Below are 20036 nucleotides of genomic sequence, written 5' to 3'. Positions count from 1 at the left end.
TCCGCATGACGACCCAGCTCACCCCGCCCGTCGAGAAGCGGCCCGAACCGGCCGCGGCCCCCGCACCCGGGACCCGCGGCCCCCGGCGCCCCGGCGCCTGGACCCCCTGGCTCTACCTGCTGCCCGCCCTCGTCGTCCTCGGCGCGCTCCTCGTCTACCCCGTCTACCAGCTGGGCCTGATCTCCTTCCTGGAGTACACCCAGGCCCAGGTCAGCGGCGGCGAACCCACCTCGTTCCAGGGGTTCGGCAACTACACGGCGCTCTTCTCCGACCCCCAGTTCTGGCAGGTCCTCCTCGCCACCGTCCTCTTCGCCGCCGCCTGCGTCGTCACCACGCTCGCCGTCGGCTGCGCCCTCGCGGTCCTCCTCACGCGCGTGCGCGCCCTGCCCCGGCTCGTCCTGATGATGGCCGCGCTCGGCGCCTGGGCCACCCCCGCCGTCACCGGCTCCACCGTCTGGGTCTTCCTCTTCGACCCCGACCTCGGCCCCGTCAACCGGCTCCTCGGACTCGGCGACTTCTCCTGGACGTACGGGCGCTACAGCGCCTTCGCCCTCGTCCTCCTCGAAGTCGTCTGGTGCTCCTTCCCGTTCGTGATGGTCACCGTCTACGCCGGCATCCGGGCCGTCCCGACCGAGGTCCTGGAGGCCGCCGCCCTCGACGGCGCCTCGCAGTGGCGGATCTGGCGCTCGGTCACGGCGCCGATCCTCCGGCCCATCCTGGTCGTCGTCACGATCCAGTCGATCATCTGGGACTTCAAGCTCTTCACCCAGATCTACGTGATGACGAACGGCGGCGGCATCGCCGGCCAGAACCTCGTCCTCAACGTGTACGCCTACCAGAAGGCCTTCGCCTCGTCCCAGTACAGCCTGGGCTCGGCGATCGGCGTCGTCATGCTGCTGATCCTGCTGGCCGTGACGCTCGTCTACCTCCGCCTGCTGCGACGCCAGGGAGAAGAACTGTGAGCGCCCTCCGGATCCCGGGCGTCCGGCGCCCCGGACGCCTCGCCGCCGAGGCCGTCACCCTCCTCGTCGCCGCCGCCGTCGCCTTCCCGCTGTACTGGATGGTCCTCTCGGCCTTCAAGCCGGCCGGCGAGATCCAGTCCGCGAACCCGCGCCCGTGGACGCTCTCGCCGTCCCTCGACTCCTTCCGGCGCGTCTTCGAGCAGCAGGACTTCGGCCGCTACTTCCTCAACTCGCTGGTCGTCGCCGTCACGGTCGTCCTCGCCTCCGCGGTCATCGCCTTCCTCGCGGCGACCGCCGTCACCCGGTTCCGGTTCAGGTTCCGGACGACGCTCCTGATCATGTTCCTGGTCGCCCAGATGGTGCCCGTCGAGGCGCTGACCATCCCGATGTTCTTCCTCATGCGGGACTTCGGGCAGCTCAACACCCTCGGCTCGCTGATCCTGCCGCACATCGCGTTCTCCCTGCCGTTCGCGATCTGGATGCTGCGCGGCTTCGTCCGGGCGGTCCCCGAGGCCCTGGAGGAGCAGGCCCAGATCGACGGCGCGAGCCGCACCCGGTTCCTGTGGCAGATCCTCTTCCCGCTGGTCTTCCCCGGCCTGGTCGCCACCAGCGTCTTCTCGTTCATCTCCACCTGGAACGACTTCCTCTTCGCGAAGTCGTTCATCATCAGCGACACCTCGCAGTCGACCCTGCCCATGGCCCTGCTGGTCTTCTTCAAGCCCGACGAGAACGACTGGGGAGGCATCATGGCCGGCTCGACCGTGATGACCGTCCCGGTGCTCGTCTTCTTCGTACTCGTACAGCGCCGCCTGGTCTCGGGACTCGGCGGGGCGGTGAAGGACTGACGCGATGACCGATTCCACGGACCTGATCCCCGCGCCCCTGTCGGTCGAGGGGCCGTACCGCTGCGGCTTCCTCCTCGACCGCCGGACGACCCTGTACGCCGCCCCCGGCACCGAGGACACCGAGCGCTGGCTGCGGACCACGCTCGGCGCCGCCTTCGCGCTCCCGCTGCGGAGCACCGACGACGAGAACGCCACCCGCAGCGTCCGGCTGCGGATCGACGACACCCTCGCCCCCGAGGCGTACCGGCTCCACGTCGTGATCAACGAGGTCGTCGAGATCGTGGGCGGCGGCCCGGCCGGCGTCTTCTGGGGCGCCCAGACCCTGCGCCAGCTCCTCGGCCCCGACGCCTTCCGCGCGGCGCCCGTGAAGAAGAAGCCGGTCGCGGCCCTGGCGGCGCAGACGATCGAGGACGCCCCGCGCTTCGGCTGGCGCGGCCTCATGCTCGACGTCTCCCGGCACTTCACGGCCAAGGACGACGTCCTGCGCCTGCTCGACCTCCTCGCCGCCCACAAGCTGAACGTCTTCCACTTCCACCTCACCGACGACCAGGGCTGGCGCATCGAGATCGAGCGCCACCCGAGGCTCACCGAGGCCGGCTCCTGGCGGGCCCGCAGCAAGTGGGGCCACCGGGCCTCGCCGCTCTGGACCGACACCCCGCACGGCGGCTTCTACACCCGCGACGACATCCGCGAGATCGTCGCGTACGCCGCCGAGCGGCACATCACCGTCGTCCCCGAGATCGACCTCCCCGGCCACTCGCAGGCCGCCGTCGCCGCGTACCCCGAACTCGGCAACACGGACGTCGTCGACACCGCCGCCCTCACCGTCTGGGACACCTGGGGCGTCAACCCGAACGTCCTCGCCCCCACCGAGGAGGTCCTCCGCTTCTACGAGGGCGTGTTCGAAGAGGTCCTGGAGCTCTTCCCGTCCCCCTTCGTGCACGTCGGCGGCGACGAGTGCCCCAAGGACCAGTGGAAGGCCTCCCCGGCCGCCCAGGCCCGCATCCGGGAGCTGGGCCTCGCCGACGAGGACGAGCTCCAGTCCTGGTTCATCCGCCACTTCGACCGCTGGCTCGCCGCCCGCGGACGCCGCCTGATCGGCTGGGACGAGATCCTGGAGGGCGGACTCGCCGAGGGCGCGGCCGTCTCCTCCTGGCGCGGCTACGGGGGCGGGATCGCCGCCGCCGAGGCCGGCCACGACGTCGTCATGTGCCCCGAGCAGCACGTCTACCTGGACCACCGCCAGGCGCCCGGCGAGGACGAGCCGATGCCCATCGGATACGTCCGCACCCTGGAGGACGTCTACCGCTTCGAGCCCGTCCCGCCCGGCCTCTCCGAGGAGGCCGCCGCCCACATCCTGGGAACCCAGGCCAACGTCTGGACCGAGGTGATGGAGAACCGCTCCCGCGTCGACTACCAGGTCTTCCCCCGCCTCGCCGCCTTCGCCGAGGTCGCCTGGTCCGCGCTGCCCGCCCCGGAGGCCCGCGACTACACCGGTTTCGAGCGCCGCATGGACACCCACTACCGGCGCCTGGACGCCCTCGGCGTCGACTACCGGCCCCCCTCCGGACCCCTGCCCCGGCAGCGGCGCCCCGGGGTCCTCGGCAGGCCCCTGGAGGGAACGCCCCCGAACGTGTGAGGCCCTCCCGGCCCCCGTCACCCGGGAGCGGTGAACCCCGCTGCCCAAGAGCGGCGAAACGGAACTCCCCGCCGCTCCCGGGACGTCCCGGACGGAACAGTCCTTCGCGGACCCTCGCGCCGGACCGCTCGGAAGATGTGCCAGAGTTGCCACGTCCGGCCTGTGAGCACGTACGGTACGCCCACACGCAGGCGCGACGGCCGGGCACAGTCGGGGACCGCCGGGACACCGGGAAGGGGCAGCGGGTTGACCACGCACGCACCACAGACGGCGCAGGCCGTGACGCTGCCCGCCTCGCTCGACGAGGCCGTCGCGGCGCTCACGGCCATGCCGGCGGCCGTCCCCGTCGCCGGCGGCACCGACCTCATGGCCGCCGTCAACAAGGGCCAGCTCAGGCCCGCCGGACTCGTCGGCCTCGGCCGCATCAACGAAATCCGCGGCTGGCAGTACCAGGACGGCCACGCCCTCCTCGGCGCGGGCCTCACCCACGCCCGGATGGGCCGCCCCGACTTCGCCGCCCTCATCCCGGCCCTCGCCGCCGCCGCCCGCGCGGCCGGGCCCCCGCAGATCCGCAACGCCGGCACCCTCGGCGGCAACGTCGTCACCGCCGCGCCCACCGGCGACTCGCTGCCCGTCCTCGCCGCCCTGGAGGCCGACCTCATCGTCCTCGGGCCGCTCGGCAGCCGCGAGATCCCCGTCTCCCACCTGCTCGCCGGCCGCGACCTGCTCGCCCCCGGCGAACTCGTGGGCTTCGTCCGGGTGCCGCTGCTCCACGCCCCGCAGGTCTTCCTCAAGGCCACCGGCCGCACCGGCCCGGCCCGCGCCACCGCCTCCGTCGCCGTGGTCCTCGACCCGGCCCGGCGCGGGGTGCGCTGCGCCGTCGGCGCCGTCGCGCCGATGCCGCTGCGCCCCCTGGAGGCCGAGCGCTGGATCGCCTCGCTGGTGGACTGGGACAACGACCGGGGGCTCGCGCCGGAGGCGCTGACGGCGTTCGGCGAGTACGTCGCCGCCGCCTGCATCCCGGACCCGCAAGGGGGCGAGCAACTGCCCCCGGCCGTACTGCACCTGCGGCGCACCGTCGCCGCACTCGCCCGACGGGCACTGGGGAGGGCACTCGCGTGAGCAGCGACGAACAGCAGGGCAACCAGGGCGGCTGGGAGCCGATCCCGAAGAGCGAGGGGTACGACGGCGACGCGACCGCCTTCGTGCAGCTCCCGCCGGACTTCATGCTGGACGGCGTGCCCCTGGAGGCGCCCGGCCACGACTACGTGCCGCCGATGATCACCCCGCTCCAGCCGCTCGTCCCGCCCCCGGCGACCGACCCGGCGGCCACCGGGAACTGGCCGGACCACCCGCCGGTCGAGGCGGAGCCGGTACGCCCGTACTTCGACCACGCCCGGGACCAGGCCTTCGAGTCGGACCGGGGCTACGAGCAGGGTCAGGGCTACGAGCCGGACCGGGTCCAGGGGTACGAGCCGGGCCGGGGCCACGAGCCCGAGCAGCCGCAGGGCTACGAGCAGCCGCGGGACTACGAACAGCCCCAGGACTACGAACAGCCCCAGGGCTTCGAGGGCGACCAGGGCGGTTTCGAGTACTTCGAGCAGCAGGGCGAGCCCTTCGACCGGTCCGGGTACGGCGGGCCGGACCCGCACGCGACGGCCGAGTGGAGCTTCACGGAGCCGGCGGAGCACGCCCCCGCCGCCGAGGCCGCCCCCGGCCCCGGCGACACGGGCCAGTGGCAGATCCCCGCCGAGGCCCCGGCGACCCTTCCGGGCGGCGCGCCCGCGCCCTGGGCGCTCCGGGAGGAGCCGGAGCCCGAGGCCGGGCCCGAGCCGGAGGCCGCCGAGGACGCGGCCCCGGAGGCCGTACAGGACGCTCCCGACGCCCCCGGGACGGACCCGGCTCCGGAGGCCGCGCAGGACGCCCCCGAGGCCGTACAGGACGCTTCCGCGCCGGACGCCCCCGAAGCGGATCCCGCGCCCGATACGGACGCCGGTCTCCGCGCGGAGACCGTCCTCGACACGGACGTTCCCGACCCCGTGCCCGCCGTCGCGGCGGAGGTCCACGCCTCCACCGACAGCGACGAGCACCCCCACACCTCGTACGCCCTCCGGGTCAACGGCGTGGACCGGCCCGTCACCGGTTCCTGGATCGGGGAGTCGCTGCTCTACGTCCTGCGCGAGCGCCTCGGGCTCGCCGGGGCCAAGGACGGCTGCTCGCAGGGCGAGTGCGGCGCGTGCAACGTGCAGGTCGACGGGCGGCTGGTCGCCTCCTGCCTGGTCCCCGCGGCGACCGCCGCCGGGAGCGAGGTGCGGACGGTCGAGGGCCTCGCGGCCGACGGGGAGCCCTCCGATGTGCAGCGGGCCATGGCCAGGTGCGGCACCGTCCAGTGCGGCTTCTGCATCCCCGGCATGTGCATGACCGTGCACGACCTCCTGGAGGGCAACCACGCCCCCACCGAACTGGAGACCCGTCAGGCGCTCGCCGGCAACCTGTGCCGCTGCTCCGGCTACCGGGGCGTCCTCGAAGCCGTACGGGACGTCGTCGCCGAGCGCGAGGCCGGCGCCGCCGCCCACGCGCCCGAGAGCGCCGACGAGGCCCGCATCCCGCACCAGATCCCGCACCCGCACGACGGAGGCAAGGCGTGAGCAGCGACGCGACCACCGCCGTTCCCACGGCCACGGTCACGGACGTCCCCGGACCCCTCGGACAGGAGCCGGCCGCCCACGGCCTCGGCACCTCGCTCCCGCAGGCCGACTCGCGGGCGAAGGCCGAGGGCACCTTCCCGTACGCCTCCGACCTGTGGGCCGAGGGCCTGCTCTGGGCCGCGATCCTGCGCTCCCCGCACCCGCACGCCCGGATCGTCTCGGTCGACACCTCCGCCGCCGTCGCCATGCCGGGCGTACGGGCCGTGGTGACGGCCGCCGACGTGCCGGGCGCGGCCACCTACGGGCGCCGGGTCGCCGACCGGCCCGTCTTCGCCTCCGACCTGGTCCGGCACCACGGCGAGGCCCTCGCGGCCGTCGCCGCCGACCACCCCGACACGGCCCGGCTCGCCGCCGCCGCGATCGCCGTCGAGTACGAGGTCCTCGAACCGGTCACCGACCCGGAGAAGGCGTTCGCGGCCGAGCCGCTGCACCCCGACGGAAACCTGATCCGGCACATCCCGCTCCGCTTCGGCGACCCGGAGGCGGCCGGCGAGGTCGTCGTCGAGGGCCTGTACCGGATCGGGCGGCAGGACCCGGCGCCGATCGGCGCCGAGGCGGGCCTCGCCGTCCCGCGCCCCGACGGCGGCGTCGAGCTGTACACGGCCTCGACCGACCCGCACACCGACCGCGACCTGGCCGCCGCCTGCTTCGGCCTCCTGCCCGAGCAGGTCAAGCTGGTCGTCACCGGCGTCCCGGGCGCCACCGGCGACCGCGAGGACCCGGGCTTCCAGATCCCGCTGGGGCTGCTCGCGCTGCGCACCGGCTGCCCGGTCAAACTCACCGCCACGCGCGAGGAGTCGTTCCTCGGCCACGCCCACCGCCACCCCACCCTGCTGCGCTACCGCCACCACGCGGACGCGGAGGGGCGGCTGGTGAAGGTGGAGGCGCAGATCCTGCTCGACGGCGGCGCGTACGCCGACTCCTCGTCCGAGTCCCTGGCGGCGGCCGTGGCCTTCGCCTGCGGCCCGTACGTCGTCCCGCACGCCTTCGTCGAGGGCTGGGCCGTCCGCACGAACAACCCGCCCTCCGGCCACGTGCGGGGCGAGGGCGCGATGCAGGTGTGCGCGGCGTACGAGGCGCAGATGGACAAGCTCGCGGCCAAGCTGGGCGTGGACCCGGCCGAGCTGCGCATGCGGAACGTCATGGCGACCGGCGACATCCTGCCCACCGGACAGACGGTCACCTGCCCGGCCCCGGTCGCGGAACTCCTCTCCGCCGTACGGGACTTCCCGCTGCCGCCGCTGCCCAAGGACACCCCCGAGGGCGAGTGGCTGCTGCCCGGCGGCCCCGAGGGCGCGGGCGAACCCGGCGCGGTGCGGCGGGGCGTGGGCTACGCGCTCGGCATGGTCCACATGCTCGGCGCGGAGGGCGCCGACGAGGTCTCGACGGCGACCGTGCGGGTCGCGGACGGGACGGCCACGGTCATCTGCTCGGCCGTGGACACCGGTTCGGGCTTCTCGACGCTCGCCCGCCAGATCGTGCAGGAGACCCTGGGGATCGACGAGGTGCACGTCGCGCCCGTCGACACCGACCAGCCGCCCGCCGGACCGGCCGCCCACGGCCGGCACACCTGGGTGTCGGGCGGGGCCGTGGAGCGGGCCGCGAAGATGGTCCGCACCCAGCTCCTCCAGCCGCTCGCCCACAAGTTCGGCATGTCGACCGAACTGCTCCAGATCACCGACGGCAAGATCACCTCGTACGACGGCGTCCTGTCGACGACGGTCACCGAGGCGATGGAGGGCAAGGAGCTCTGGGCCACCGCCCAGTGCCGCCCCCACCCCACCGAGCCCCTGGACGACGCGGGCCAGGGCGACGCCTTCGTGGGCCTCGCCTTCTGCGCGATCCGCGCGGTCGTGGACGTGGACGTGGAACTCGGCGCCGTGCGCGTCGTGGAGATGGCCGTCGCCCAGGATGTCGGCCGGATCCTCAACCCGGCCCAGCTCGCCACCCGCATCGAGGCGGGCGTCACCCAGGGCGTCGGCGCGGCCCTCACGGAGAACCTCCGCACCGCCCGCGGCCTGGTCCGCCACCCCGACTTCACCGGCTACGCCCTCCCGACCTCCCTGGACGCCCCGGACATCCGGATCGTGAAGCTGGTCGAGGAGCGCGATGTGGTGGCCCCCTTCGGCGCCAAGCCCGCGAGCGCCGTCCCCGTCGTCACCTCGCCCGCCGCCGTGGCCGCGGCGGTCCGCGCGGCCACCGGCCGCCCGGTCAACCGCCTCCCGATCCGACCGCAGGCGGCGGTGGCGGCGCCCTAGGGACCCGTCCGGCCCCCTCCGCGCCATCGTTGGCGCGGGAGGGGGCATCGTCGGCGCGGAGGGACCCTCACTCCTCGTACACCGGCATCGCCGCGATCCGGCCGCCCCGCACGAGGAAGACGCGGTTGCCCCCGCTCGCCATCCGGTAGCCGCCCTGGCCCTTCATGCCGAGGGAGAAGAGGCGGTCCCCGGTCTCCTTGTGCACGATCTGGAGGCCGCTGCCGTCGGGGGCGTGGAGCCAGACCGTCGCGCCCTCCACGGCCGGGGGAGCGAGCGCGCCGGGACCCGTCCCGTCCAGGACCTCGTACCAGTCCGAGGACGGGAAGCGGACGCCCGCGAGGGTCTTGTAGCGGTAGGTGTTGTAGGAGTTGGCCGCGAAGACGACGAGGCCGCTCGCGGCGGGGGTGCCCCAGCCGACTTCCTTCCTGTTGGCCTCCTCCTCCCACAGGAGGTCGCCCCTGTCGAGGCGGCGGGCGGTCAGCTTCGGGCCGCCGGAGTAGACGATGTTGCCGCTGAGTGACGGGGCCTGGCCGCCGGTGCCCTGGCCGGTGAACTCCCAGACGGTCCTGCCCGTTTCGGCGTCGAGGGCGGCGACCCGGCCGTCCCTGCCGTGGATCACGAGCCGCCGGTCGCCCACGAGGGCCCGCGCGGCGCCGTTCGGGGAGCGGGGCGAGGTCATCGGGCGCGTCCAGACGGTGGCGAGGGTCCAGGCGTCGACGGCCCGCAGCTCGTTCTCCTCCGTCACCAGGTAGACCCGCGCGTGGTCGGCCGCGAGGACGTCCTTCACCCCGGACCCGCTCCGCCAGACGGACCGGCCGGTGGAGGCGACGAACGCGCACAGGACGCCGTCCCCGTCGACGCCGACCACCATCCGGTCCGCGACGGACACGAAACCGGCGTCCGCGTCGACCTCCTTCGCCCGCCACCGCTCCTTCCCGTCCGTCACGGACAGGGCGAGCAGGCCGCCCGTCTCCGCCCGTACGACCACCACGTCCCTTACCGGCAGGGGCAGTTCGTCCCCCGGCGCCGTCCCGTCGACCGGGCCCCACAGCGCGTCCGGGGTCTCGCCCGGCGCGGTGTCGACGACCGAGACGAAGGCCGCCTCGGGGGTGGCCACGGCCGGCGGCACGTCGGCGGTCGGCGACTTCCCGCCCCGGCCCAGCCACCAGGCGCCCGCCCCGCCGCCCGCGCCGAGCACCGCCACGCCCACGGCCGCGCCGGTCAGGAAGCGGCGCCGGGACGGCCGGCCGGACCCGGGCACGGTGGTGTCGGCGGGCGCCGCCAGACGCTTCACCGCGGCCTCGCGCCGCTTGATGTCCTCGGCGAGCGGCCCCTTGCGCCACACCCGCTCGGCGCCCTTCGGCGGTGCGAAGGCCGCGGCGATCCGCGCGGGGTCCGGGCGGAGCGCCGGACCCTTCGCCAGGCACGGGCCGATCAGCTCCCGCAGCTCCGGCGGCACCCCGCCGAGGTCCGGGGCGCCGTGCACCACCTCGTACTGGAGCGCCGCCACGTGCGCGCCGTCGAAGGCGCGCCGCCCGCTCGCCGCGTGGACCAGGACCGCGCCGAGCGAGAAGACGTCCGCCGCGGGGCCGACCCGCTGCCCGAGGACCTGCTCGGGCGCCCCGTACCCCGGGGTGACCGGTATCTGGCCCGTGGTGGTGAGGGTGAGGCCGTGCTCGGGGCGCGCGATGCCGAAGTCGATGATCCGGGGCCCGGTCGAGGTCAGCACGATGTTCGGGGGCTTCAGGTCCCGGTGGACCAGGCCGGTGGCGTGGATGTCGGCCAGCGCCCGGGCGAGCCGGGCGGCGAGGACGCGGACCGACGGCACGTCCATCGGTCCGTACGTACGGACGGCGTCGTCGAGCGTCGGCCCGGCGAGGAACTCGGCCGCGATCCACGGCCGTCCGCCCTCCGTCCGCGCTCCGAGGATCCGCGCCACGCCCGTGCTCGTGACCGCCCGTGCCATGTCGGCCTCGCGGACGAACCGCTGGGCCAGGTGCGGGTCGTGGGCGAGCTCGGGGCGGAGGACCTTGACGGCGGCGGGCGTCCCGGCGCCGTCCCGGCCGACGTACACCTTGCCCATGCCGCCCTCGCCGAGGACGCCGAGGAGCCGGTACGGGCCGAGCCGGAGCGGGTCGCCGGCGGCGAGGGGCTGAGGAGTCATGGAGACGCTTCCGAGTAGGGGGTTCCTGGGGGAGGCGGGCGGGTTCGTCAGGCGAGCGGGAGGGACACCACGGACGTCTGGCCCGCCCCGAAGAGCCGGGTCCTCTCCTTGTCGGTCACGAAGCGGCTCGCCTCCGTCCGGAACACCCAGTCCGATCGGTAACCGTCCAGGGCGACCGCGTTGAGACCGCCCCGCACGGGCGTGTACACGTACTTCTCGCCGACCACGGGGGTGGCGAAGAGGTACGGGGACAGAGGACGTCCGGACGGGGCCTCCGTCCGGTGTCTGCGGCCGTCGTCGGCCCCGACGGACACCAGACCGGGGGTCTCCCTCCGCTCCTGCGCGTGGACCAGGCCGTTCGCGACGGCCGGCACCCCGTAGGAGGTGGAGGCGGAACCGGAGCCGTACTCCCAGGCGACGGCGCCGTCCGTGAGGCGCAGGGCCCGCAGCCGGTCCCCGCCCAGGTAGACGTGCCGCTCGTCGGTCACCAGTTGACCGGGGATGTACGAGGCGGAGTCCTTCAGGGGCAGCCGCCGCCGCCACAGTTGCCGGCCGGTGCGCAGGTCGCGCGCCTGGACCAGGAAGGAGTCCAGGTCGCCGCTGTTCTTGCCGAGGACCAGCCGGTCGCCGACGACCTTGGAGAGCCAGGGCCGGACGCCGTCCCACGTGTACGGCTGCCGCCACAGCTCCCGGCCCGCGCGCACGTCGACGGCGATCAGGTGCCAGCCGGTGTCGTCCCGGTCCCCGGTGACGTCCCAGTCGCCCCGCCGGGAGGAGGCGAAGAGCACGCCGTCGGAGGCGGTGAGGAGTTCCGTGCCCTTGTGGGAGCCCTCGAAGCCCTTCAGGTCGATCGTCCGGGACGTCCCCGCGCCGCCGAGGGCCCCGCGCGTACGGAGGTGGAGGACGCCGGGGCCCTCGAACTCGCCGCTCGACAGGTGGAAGACCGTGCCGTCGGTGGTGATCTGCCGGGGTTCCATCACCGCGCTCTCGGTCCAGAGTTCGGAGCCGTCGCGCATGTCGAGCGCCCGGAACTCCGTGGTCTCGGCGAAGCCGACGACACCGTCCGCGACCAGCGGGGTGATTCGCTGCTCGCGGTCGAACGCCTTCTCCTGCCACAGCGGCGCGGGCGCCCCGTCCGCGGCCGTCGGGGCGGGGACGGCGGTGGGCCCGGCGGATCCTCCGCCGGTCGGGGGGCCGTCCTCCCGCCCGCTCCGCCACGCCCACAGGCCGCCGCCCGCACCCGCCGCCCCGAGCAGGGCGGCGCCGCCCACCGAGAACAGCCGGCGGCGGGAGAGCGGGGCGGCGGCGGGCGCGGTCTCCGTCGCCGCGGCCCCCTCCGGGGCCGGGAGCCGGTGCGGGGCGTGCAGCCACACGTCGGTCGCCCGGCGCCCGATGTCGGCGAGCACCAGCGGCGGCAGGTGGTCCGCGAACTCCCCGTGCCCGTCGTGCAGGTGCTCCACGAGGACGGTGGTGGTGGGCCGGTCCGCCGGGTCCTTGGCCAGGCACGCCGTCAGGAGCGGCAGCAGCGCCTCCGGCACGCCGGTGAGGTCGGGTTCGGCGTACCGCACGCGGTACAGGAGGTCGGCGGGGGAGCCCGTGCCGAAGGGGCCGTGGCCGGTGGCCGCGAAGACGAGGACGCCGGCGAGCGCGAACACGTCGCCCGCCGGGGCGTGTTCCCGCCCGCTCGCCTGCTCCGGCGACATGAACGCCGGGGTGCCGGCCGCCGCCCCCGTGCGCGTGAGGTGGTCGTCGCCGGCCGCGCGGGCGATGCCGAAGTCGATGACCTTCGGGCCGTAGGCGGTGACCAGGACGTTCGAGGGCTTGAGGTCGCGGTGGACCACGTCCGAGGAGTGGAGCTGGGCGAGGGCCCCGGCGAGCGCGGCGCCGAGCGCGCGGACGGTCGGCTCGGGGAACGGGCCGCCGAGCGCGACGGCGTCGTCGAGGGGCGGCCCGAGGACGTACTCGGTGGCCAGCCACGGGGTCTCGGCCAGCGGGTCGGCGTCCACGACGGCCGCGCCGTGGCGGGCGCCGATGATCCGCGCCGCGTCCGTCTCCAGCCGGAACCGGCCGCGGAAGGCGGGATCGGCCGCGAGCCGGGCGTGCACGGTCTTGAGCGCGACCGTCCGGCCGCCCGGGGTGCGGGCCAGGTAGACCGTGCCCATGCCGCCGGAGCCGAGGCGGGCGAGGAGCCGGTACGCGGCGACGGAGGCCGGGTCGTCGTGGGTCAGGGGCGACAGCATGAGGTCAGGTCCGTGCGGTCCGGGGACGGGGGGCGTGTGCGGGTGGGTACGGGGGCGGGGCGCGTTCAGGTGGGTACGGGTACGGCGCCGGGGGCGGCCCGTCCGGGGAGCGGCGGCGGCTCGGCGGCGAGGAGTTCGGCGGACTGGCGGGCGAGTGCGGCGACCACCCGGCCGGGCAGCCACCCGGGGACCGGGAGGGAGGGGGGGGCGGGCGGGGGCGGGGCGAGCGAGGCCGCCAGGGCGGCGGCGGTGGGCCGGTCGGCGGGGTCGCGGGCCAGGCAGGCGGCGACCACCGGCCGCAGCCCGGCCGGGAGTTCGTCCCGCTCGGGCACGGTGTGCCCGGTGGCGGCGTACGCGAGGACGGCACCGAGCGCGAACACGTCCCCCGGCGGGCGCGGCCGTCCCCCGGCCGCCTGCTCGGGGGCGAGGGCCCCGGGATCGACCCCGGGGAGTCCGGCGCGCGGCTCGCCGTCGGGCCCCGCGGCCCGTACCGACCCGAAACAGCTCAGCAGCGGCCCGCCGGCGGCGATCAGCACGGCGGCGGGGGAGACCCCGGCGTGCGCGAGGCCCGCCGCGTGCACGGCGGCGAGCGTCTCGGCGAGCGCGACCCCGACCCCCCGCACGACCGCCTCCGGCAGCGGCCCGCCGTGGACGGCGAGGGCGACGGGGAGGGGGAGGACGGGGAGGTAGGGGGTGGCGTACCAGGCGTGGTGTGCGAGGGCGGGGCCGGAGTGGCCGACGGGCGCCGACACCTCCGTCACCGGTGCGAGCCACGGCCCCGCCAGGTGGCGCCCCGCCTCCGCCTCCACCGCGAAGCGGGCCGGGTCGGCGCCCGGCAGCGGGGCGCTCAGCAGGACCGTGCGCCCGTCCTCGCCCCGGGCCACGAACCGGCGGCAGGGGACGGCGGAGCCGGGCGGATCGAGGCGGGTGATCAGCCGGTACGGTCCGATCCCGCGCGCGGACTCCCGCTGCGTGCGCGCCTGCTCCACCGGCTCGTCCCCCCGTCGTTCCGACGCCCCGGGGCCACCGGAGCGGGAACGAGCCTACCGAGGCGGCCGACTTCGGCCACGGGAGGGGCGAAGGACAGGTGCCCGCCTCCCCGGAGGCTTCGGTTGCGGGGGCCTCGGGCCTGTGCTGTCCTGGGAGATGGGACACGACTCCGAACCGTCGGACGAACTCCGCGATCGAGCCGACCGCCGAAAGCATCGGCCGCCGCATCCGCGGACGCACCGGTCCCCCTCCCCACCGCACCTGATGACTCCCCTGTCCGGGCCGCCCGAACGGTCCTCACGGGGTGAGCGCGTCGGAACGGGAGCAGCGCATGAGGCCCGGAGAGAACCACCCCCGGAAGACCCCGCCGACGCGCGGTCCGCTCGGCCGGCGCGTCAACGGCGTACTCGCCTCCCTGGTCCTCGCGACGGGGGCGCTGTTCGCGGCGTCCCCGCCCGCGCAGGCCGAGGAGTCACGGACGGGCCAGGCCCTGCCGTACGGCCCTTACACGTGCAAGGCGAGCCTCGTCTGGCGCGAGGCCGTGCCGGGCGACCTGGTGTGCGTGCCGCCGGCCGTGCGGACGAGGGCGCAGCAGGACAACGCCGCCGCCACGTCGCGCGTCCAGCCGGGCGGGGGCGCCTACGGGTCGGACACCTGCAAGCAGGGGTACGTGTGGCGCGAGGCGCGCCCCTCGGACCACGTCTGCGTCCCGCCCCCCACGCGCGGCTACACCTCGACCGAGAACCGGAACGCGGTCTACGGCTACGAGGACCCGACGGGCCTCCCCGCGAACGGCACGGGCGCCCGCTGGGAGAACCAACTGCGCGTCTGGGGTTCGGGGTTCACTCCGGGCAACCTCATGGAGGTCTGGGGCTTCTACCCGTCCGACCGCTCGTACGGGAAGTCCTCCCGCTCCATGAGGGTGGACGGCGCCGGCCGGGTGAACGGCTTCACGACCGCCAACAGCACCGAGCTCACCCACCGGACGATGTACGTCCTGACGCTCGACCCCGCGACGGGCCTGGTCCGCACCGCCGGGCAGGTGAACGCCCCCAACTTCTGGTGACGCCACCACCACGACGGGTGGGCCCTCGGAGACCGCGTTCCCGATCCGGGGGACCTCGGACCCGTGCCGGCCGCAGGACGCCGCCGGCTCATGCCGCTTGCCCCGCAACCCGAACGGCGTCACCCGTCGGTTCAGGTGTGCGCCGGCCCCGAGTCGTAGCGGTCGAGGAACTCGTCCGGCGGGACGTCGAGCGCGTGCAGCCTGGAGAACACCTCCGTGCCCGCGCCCACCTCCTCGTCGCCGTCGGAGATCCGGTAGACCTGCACCATGCCGAGGACCTCGAAGCCGCCCTCCCCGGCGTACTCGGCCGACTCCCGTTCGGCCAGCTCGACGGCTTCGTCCAGGGACCGGGCCCGGAACAGCACGACGCGCTCCTCGTAGGGCCGGTTCTCCCAGGTCGCCCACCGGTAGAAGGTCCTGGCGCCGTACCACGCCATCGGCTCTCTCCTCATCGCTGACCCGCCCTACCCCCTCGTGCGAAACCGCGATCATCGTCCGGAGGGTCCGCTTGCACAACGGGCTTCGCTCCGGCCCGGTTCCCCACGGGCCGGGCACGACGACGGCCCCGGACCGAGAGGACCGGGGCCGTCGAAGGGACGTGGAGACCGTGATCGGAATCGAACCGACGTAACTCGCTTTGCAGGCGAGTCCCTGAACCACTCGGGCACACGGTCGTGTTGTGCACTGGTACGACCGTAGGGGCCGGTCCGAGGGCGCTCAAGGGTTCGCGGGGCCGTGCCACGCGACTGCCACACTCCCGCAACACCGCGTTCGCGGTCGTAGGACCGAGGACCGAGTGATCACCGGACTTCCGACAGGGGTCATTCAGGTCTACACCTCTTACTCTGGGGGGATGAGCGCCCTCGAACCCCGAGACGCCGGCACCGCCGCCGCCGTCGACCCGAACACCGGAACCGGCTCCCGCGCCGACCGCCCCGGAGACCGGAAGCCCGCCGCCCCGGGGTCCGTCCTCGACCCGGCGCACCGGGCGCTCAGCATCGGCATCGTCTCCGTCGTCCTGCTCATCGCCTTCGAGGCGACCGCCGTCGGCACGGCCATGCCCGTCGCCGCCCGCGAGCTGAACGGCGTCTCCGTCTACGCCTTCGCCTTCTCCGCGTACTTCACCACCAGCCTCTTCGGCATGGTCCTGGCCGGCCAGTGGTCCGACCGGAGCGGGCCGCTCGCGCCGCTCGCCAGTGGCATATCCGCCTTCGCCGCCGGGCTGCTCCTCTCCGGGACCGCCGGCGCCATGTGGATGTTCGTCCTCGGCCGGGCCGTGCAGGGCCTCGGCGGCGGCCTCGTCATCGTCGCCCTGTACGTGGTCGTCAGCCGCGCCTACGACGAGCACCTCAGGCCCGCGATCATGGCCGCCTTCGCCGCCAGCTGGGTCGTCCCCTCCGTCGTCGGACCGCTCGCCTCCGGCACGATCACCGAGCACCTGGGCTGGCGCTGGGTCTTCGTCGGCATCCCGGCCCTCGTCGTCCTGCCGCTCGCCCTCGCCCTCCCCGCGATCCGCCGCACCGCCTCCGGCCCCGCCGACCCGGAGGCGCCCGTCGCCCCCTGGGACCGGCGCCGGATCCGGCTGGCGCTCGGCATCTCCGCCGGCGCCGGGCTCCTCCAGTACGCCGGGCAGGAACTGCGCTGGCTCTCCCTGCTGCCCGCCGCCGCGGGCGCCGCGCTGCTCGTGCCCGCCGTGCGGGGGCTGCTGCCGCGCGGCACCTACCGGGCCGCCCGCGGCCTGCCCTCCGTGGTCCTGCTGCGCGGGATCGCCGCCGGGTCCTTCATCGCCGCCGAGTCCTTCGTGCCCCTGATGCTGGTCACCCAGCGGGGCCTGAGCCCCACCCTCGCCGGACTCTCCCTGGCCGTCGGCGGCCTCACCTGGGCGCTCGGCTCCTGGATCCAGTCCCGGCCGTGGACGGAGCCGTACCGCGAGCGGCTCGTCGTCCTCGGGATGGTCCTGGTCGCGCTCGCGATCGCGACGGCGCCGAGCGTCCTGATCACCGCCGTCCCCGTGTGGACCGTCGCGGTGGCCTGGGCCTTCGGCTGCCTCGGCATGGGCGCGGTGATCTCCTCCACGAGCGTGCTCCTCCTGAAGCTCTCCGCACCCGAGGAGGCGGGCACGAACTCCGCCGCCCTCCAGATCTCCGACGGCCTCTCCAACGTCCTCCTCCTCGCCTCCGGCGGCGCCGCCTTCGCGGCCCTCGGCGGCGGCGCGGTGGGCCACGCGGTCACCTCCCACACGGCCGCCACCGGCTCCCACCCGGCCGCCTTCGCGGCGGTCTTCCTGCCGATGGCGGGGGTGGCGGCGGCGGGGGCGTGGGTCGCCACGCGGCTGCACGGGGAGCCGGGACGGCCCGGGGGCCCGAAAGCCTCCTGACACCATGTGGTACCGCGCGGTACCATGGCGTCATGGCTGGTCTCAACGTCAGGTTCACCGAAGAAGAGCTGGACGCCCTGCGCGAGCGGGCCGAGGCGGAAGGGCGCAGCATGCAGTCCTTCGCGCACGACGCCGTGATCCGGGCGATAAACGAGCACTCCCGCCTCTTCAACGAGGCGGCCGAGCACGTGCTGAAGGTCAGTGAGGAGCTGAACCGGAGGCTCGCGTGACGTACTACCTCACGCTCCCCGAGGTCCTGAACCTCGCGCAGCGGCTCGGCGCGGACGAGGTGCGGGACTACGGCCTCCTCGACTCCGCCCTGGCACGTCCGCAGTCGAGCGTGTTCGGCCAGGACGCCTACCCGGACGTCTGGCAGAAGGCCGCGGCGCTCATGGAATCGCTCGCCCGCAACCACGCGCTCGTGGACGGGAACAAGCGCATCGCCTGGTACGCGACCTGGGTCTTCCTCCACATGAACGGGCATCCGCTGGACTCGGCCTTCGACGTCGACGAAGCGGAGGCGTTCGTCCTGGACGTCTGCCAGGGCGCCCTCGACGTCCCCAAGATCGCCGCACAACTGCCCCGGTTCGCGCGCTGAACCGGAAATGTGACGCTCGCCGCACCGGGTGAGGTCGACCCCCCGTCGGGTACGAGGTCCGGGCCGGGCCGCCGGTAAGGTGGCCCGGTTGTCATATCTGGACGAGCGTCGAACCGGAGATCGTGACTACCACCGCCCCCTCCTCACACCACCTCTCTCCCGCCTTCCCCGGCCGCGCCCCCTGGGGCACCGCCGGCAAGCTGCGCGCCTGGCAGCAGGGCGCGATGGAGAAGTACATCCAGGAGCAGCCCCGCGACTTCCTCGCGGTCGCCACCCCCGGAGCCGGCAAGACCACCTTCGCGCTGACCCTCGCCTCGTGGCTGCTGCACCACCACGTCGTGCAGCAGATCACCGTGATCGCGCCCACCGAGCACCTGAAGAAGCAGTGGGCCGCGGCCGCCGCGCGCATAGGCATCAAGCTGGACCCGGAGTACAGCGCCGGGCCGCTCAGCAAGGAGTACGACGGCGTCGCCCTCACCTACGCGGGCGTCGGCGTCCGGCCCATGCTCCACCGCAACCGCTGCGAGCAGCGCAAGACCCTCGTCATCCTGGACGAGATCCACCACGCCGGAGACTCCAAGTCCTGGGGCGAGGCCTGCCTGGAGGCCTTCGAGCCCGCCACCCGCCGCCTCGCGCTCACCGGCACCCCGTTCCGCTCCGACACCAACCCGATCCCCTTCGTCACGTACGAGGAGGGCAACGACGGCATCCGCCGCTCCTCCGCGGACTACACGTACGGCTACGGCAACGCCCTCGGCGACGGGGTCGTCCGGCCGGTCATCTTCCTCTCCTACAGCGGCAACATGCGCTGGCGCACCAAGGCCGGCGACGAGATCGCCGCCCGCCTCGGCGAGCCGATGACCAAGGACGCGATCTCGCAGGCCTGGCGCACCGCCCTCGACCCGCGCGGCGACTGGATGCCGAACGTGCTGCGCGCCGCCGACCAGCGGCTCACCGAGGTCCGCAAGTCCATCCCGGACGCGGGCGGCCTCGTCATCGCCTCCGACCAGGACTCGGCCCGCGCGTACGCCAAGCTGATCCGCGAGATCACCGGCACCCGGCCCACCCTCGTCCTCTCCGACGACACGGGCGCCTCGAACCGCATCGACGAGTTCAGCGAGAGCGACGACCGCTGGATGGTCGCCGTCCGCATGGTGTCCGAGGGCGTCGACGTGCCCCGCCTCGCGGTCGGCGTGTACGCGACGACGATCTCGACCCCCCTCTTCTTCGCCCAGGCCGTCGGCCGCTTCGTGCGCTCCCGCAGGCGCGGCGAGACCGCGTCCGTGTTCCTGCCCACGATCCCCAGTCTCCTCGGCTTCGCCAACGAGATGGAGGTCGAGCGCGACCACATGCTCGACCGGCCGAAGAAGGCGGGCGAGGACGAGGACCCGTACGCCGAGTCCGAGAAGGAGATGGCGGAGGCCGAGAAGCAGCAGGACGAGGACACCGGCGAGCAGGACATGCTGCCCTTCGAGGCCCTGGAGTCCGACGCCGTCTTCGACCGCGTCCTCTACAACAGCGCCGAGTTCGGCATGCAGGCCCACCCCGGCAGCGAGGAGGAGCAGGACTACCTCGGCATCCCCGGCCTCCTCGAACCCGACCAGGTGCAGCTCCTCCTCCAGAAGCGCCAGGCCCGGCAGATCGCGCACAGCCGCAAGAAGCCGGACACCGAGGCGGACCTCCTGGAGCTGCCCGCCGAGCGGCGGCCCGTCGTCTCCCACAAGGAGATGCTCGAACTGCGCAAGCAGCTCAACACGATGGTCGGCGCGTACGTCCACCAGAGCGGCAAGCCGCACGGCGTCGTCCACACCGAGCTGCGCCGGGTCTGCGGCGGCCCGCCGAGCGCGGAGGCCACCGCCGGGCAGATCCGGGAGCGGATCAAGAAGGTCCAGGAGTGGGCCACCCGCATGCGCTGAGGCTCCCGCGCGGGGAGCCGGCCGAGGCCCGTACGCCGGTGCGCGTACGGGCCTCCGCCGTCCCGCCGCCCCGTCACGACGCGGGACCGACGCCCCGCACGACATAGCCGATCTTGTCCGCCGAAGTCCTTCCTCCGGCCGACGAACGACCCGAACCGTCTCCATACGGTCGCCGGCGCCCGGATTCTGGACGAGGTCTTCCGCTGAGCGGAGCGGGTCGCTACTGTCCCGGCTCAAAAGCATTCGCCCCGTGGCAGCGCCGCCGCGGAGCGC

Annotated in this window: 15 protein-coding genes and 1 tRNA gene; 11 read left to right on the top strand and 5 right to left on the bottom strand. The window is 74.5% G+C overall.

The annotated features are described in order from the left end of the window. Nucleotides 1-5 precede the first annotated feature (5 nt). The 6 genes from AB0398_RS15095 to AB0398_RS15070 all read left to right on the top strand — a co-directional run bounded on the left by AB0398_RS15095 (nucleotide 6) and on the right by AB0398_RS15070 (nucleotide 8412). Nucleotides 6-962, top strand: a complete 957-nt coding sequence (locus tag AB0398_RS15095) for a sugar ABC transporter permease (RefSeq protein WP_366375127.1) — start codon at nucleotides 6-8, stop codon at nucleotides 960-962. After that, nucleotides 959-1807, top strand: a complete 849-nt coding sequence (locus AB0398_RS15090; protein ID WP_366375125.1) for a carbohydrate ABC transporter permease — start codon at nucleotides 959-961, stop codon at nucleotides 1805-1807. Before AB0398_RS15095 ends, AB0398_RS15090 begins: the two co-directional genes overlap by 4 nt. Nucleotides 1808-1811: 4 nt before the next feature. Further along, a complete protein-coding gene (locus tag AB0398_RS15085; RefSeq protein WP_366375123.1) occupies nucleotides 1812-3446 on the top strand; it encodes a beta-N-acetylhexosaminidase in 1635 nt (544 codons plus the stop codon). A 246-nt stretch (nucleotides 3447-3692) separates the two neighbouring features. Continuing rightward, nucleotides 3693-4568 (top strand): FAD binding domain-containing protein, encoded by an 876-nt coding sequence (locus tag AB0398_RS15080; RefSeq protein WP_366375121.1) that lies wholly within the window; start codon nucleotides 3693-3695, stop codon nucleotides 4566-4568. After that, on the top strand, nucleotides 4565-6094 hold the full coding sequence (locus AB0398_RS15075) for a 2Fe-2S iron-sulfur cluster-binding protein (RefSeq protein ID WP_366375119.1): 1530 nt from the start codon (nucleotides 4565-4567) through the stop codon (nucleotides 6092-6094). The genes AB0398_RS15080 and AB0398_RS15075 overlap by 4 nt, the downstream gene beginning before the upstream one ends. Further along, nucleotides 6091-8412, top strand: a complete 2322-nt coding sequence (locus AB0398_RS15070; protein ID WP_366375118.1) for a molybdopterin cofactor-binding domain-containing protein — start codon at nucleotides 6091-6093, stop codon at nucleotides 8410-8412. Before AB0398_RS15075 ends, AB0398_RS15070 begins: the two co-directional genes overlap by 4 nt. Nucleotides 8413-8479: 67 nt before the next feature. Here AB0398_RS15070 and AB0398_RS15065 read toward each other — a convergent pair whose 3' ends face one another. From AB0398_RS15065 to AB0398_RS15055, 3 genes are all read right to left on the bottom strand, one after another. Further along, complete coding sequence (locus AB0398_RS15065) at nucleotides 8480-10576, bottom strand: serine/threonine-protein kinase (RefSeq protein ID WP_366375116.1); 2097 nt, start codon at nucleotides 10574-10576, stop codon at nucleotides 8480-8482. Nucleotides 10577-10623: 47 nt separating this feature from the next. Then, the gene (locus tag AB0398_RS15060; protein ID WP_366375114.1) at nucleotides 10624-12816 is read right to left on the bottom strand and encodes a protein kinase; all 2193 of its coding nucleotides are present in this window, start codon (nucleotides 12814-12816) and stop codon (nucleotides 10624-10626) included. A gap of 65 nt (nucleotides 12817-12881) precedes the next feature. Then, nucleotides 12882-13805: a serine/threonine protein kinase gene (locus AB0398_RS15055; protein WP_366375112.1), complete on the bottom strand. Its 924-nt coding sequence runs from the start codon at nucleotides 13803-13805 to the stop codon at nucleotides 12882-12884. Between the two features lie 332 nt (nucleotides 13806-14137). Here AB0398_RS15055 and AB0398_RS15050 point away from each other — a divergent pair, with 332 nt between their 5' ends. Further along, nucleotides 14138-14872: a hypothetical protein gene (locus AB0398_RS15050; protein WP_366375110.1), complete on the top strand. Its 735-nt coding sequence runs from the start codon at nucleotides 14138-14140 to the stop codon at nucleotides 14870-14872. 131 nt (nucleotides 14873-15003) lie between these two features. Here the strand turns inward: AB0398_RS15050 and AB0398_RS15045 are convergent, their stop codons facing one another. Both AB0398_RS15045 and AB0398_RS15040 read right to left on the bottom strand, forming a co-directional pair. Continuing rightward, on the bottom strand, nucleotides 15004-15309 hold the full coding sequence (locus tag AB0398_RS15045) for a hypothetical protein (protein ID WP_366375108.1): 306 nt from the start codon (nucleotides 15307-15309) through the stop codon (nucleotides 15004-15006). 162 nt (nucleotides 15310-15471) lie between these two features. Further along, nucleotides 15472-15546, bottom strand: a tRNA-Cys gene (locus AB0398_RS15040). A gap of 179 nt (nucleotides 15547-15725) precedes the next feature. On the opposite strand from AB0398_RS15040, the gene AB0398_RS15035 reads away from it, so the two are divergent. The 4 genes from AB0398_RS15035 (at nucleotide 15726) to AB0398_RS15020 (ending at nucleotide 19763) form a co-directional block, all read left to right on the top strand. Continuing rightward, nucleotides 15726-17249 carry an MFS transporter gene (locus AB0398_RS15035; protein ID WP_366375106.1) on the top strand — a complete coding sequence of 508 codons (1524 nt, stop codon included), beginning with the start codon at nucleotides 15726-15728 and terminating at the stop codon, nucleotides 17247-17249. Nucleotides 17250-17281: 32 nt separating this feature from the next. Continuing rightward, nucleotides 17282-17479, top strand: a complete 198-nt coding sequence (locus tag AB0398_RS15030) for an Arc family DNA-binding protein (protein WP_030210013.1) — start codon at nucleotides 17282-17284, stop codon at nucleotides 17477-17479. After that, the gene (locus tag AB0398_RS15025; RefSeq protein ID WP_366375104.1) at nucleotides 17476-17847 is read left to right on the top strand and encodes a Fic family protein; all 372 of its coding nucleotides are present in this window, start codon (nucleotides 17476-17478) and stop codon (nucleotides 17845-17847) included. Before AB0398_RS15030 ends, AB0398_RS15025 begins: the two co-directional genes overlap by 4 nt. 119 nt (nucleotides 17848-17966) lie before the next feature. Beyond that, nucleotides 17967-19763: a DEAD/DEAH box helicase gene (locus AB0398_RS15020; protein WP_366375256.1), complete on the top strand. Its 1797-nt coding sequence runs from the start codon at nucleotides 17967-17969 to the stop codon at nucleotides 19761-19763. The last annotated feature ends 273 nt before the right edge of the window (nucleotides 19764-20036 follow it).

Source organism: Streptomyces sp. NPDC086147, assembly GCF_040702165.1.
Taxonomy (GTDB): Bacteria; Actinomycetota; Actinomycetes; order Streptomycetales; family Streptomycetaceae; genus Streptomyces.
The sequence above is the reverse complement of the archived record's forward strand: the minus strand, read 5'-3'. Positions and strand labels throughout refer to the sequence as shown.

Bases quoted from the DNA above. Each gene is read 5' to 3' on its own strand.
- AB0398_RS15095 (WP_366375127.1), top strand. From the start codon at position 6: ATGACGACCCAGCTCACCCCGCCCGTCGAGAAGCGGCCCGAACCGGCC.
- AB0398_RS15085 (WP_366375123.1), top strand. From the start codon at position 1,812: ATGACCGATTCCACGGACCTGATCCCCGCGCCCCTGTCGGTCGAGGGG.
- AB0398_RS15065 (WP_366375116.1), bottom strand. From the start codon at position 10,576: ATGACTCCTCAGCCCCTCGCCGCCGGCGACCCGCTCCGGCTCGGCCCG.
- AB0398_RS15060 (WP_366375114.1), bottom strand. From the start codon at position 12,816: ATGCTGTCGCCCCTGACCCACGACGACCCGGCCTCCGTCGCCGCGTAC.
- AB0398_RS15050 (WP_366375110.1), top strand. From the start codon at position 14,138: ATGAGGCCCGGAGAGAACCACCCCCGGAAGACCCCGCCGACGCGCGGT.
- AB0398_RS15045 (WP_366375108.1), bottom strand. From the start codon at position 15,309: ATGGCGTGGTACGGCGCCAGGACCTTCTACCGGTGGGCGACCTGGGAG.
- AB0398_RS15035 (WP_366375106.1), top strand. From the start codon at position 15,726: ATGAGCGCCCTCGAACCCCGAGACGCCGGCACCGCCGCCGCCGTCGAC.
- AB0398_RS15030 (WP_030210013.1), top strand. From the start codon at position 17,282: ATGGCTGGTCTCAACGTCAGGTTCACCGAAGAAGAGCTGGACGCCCTG.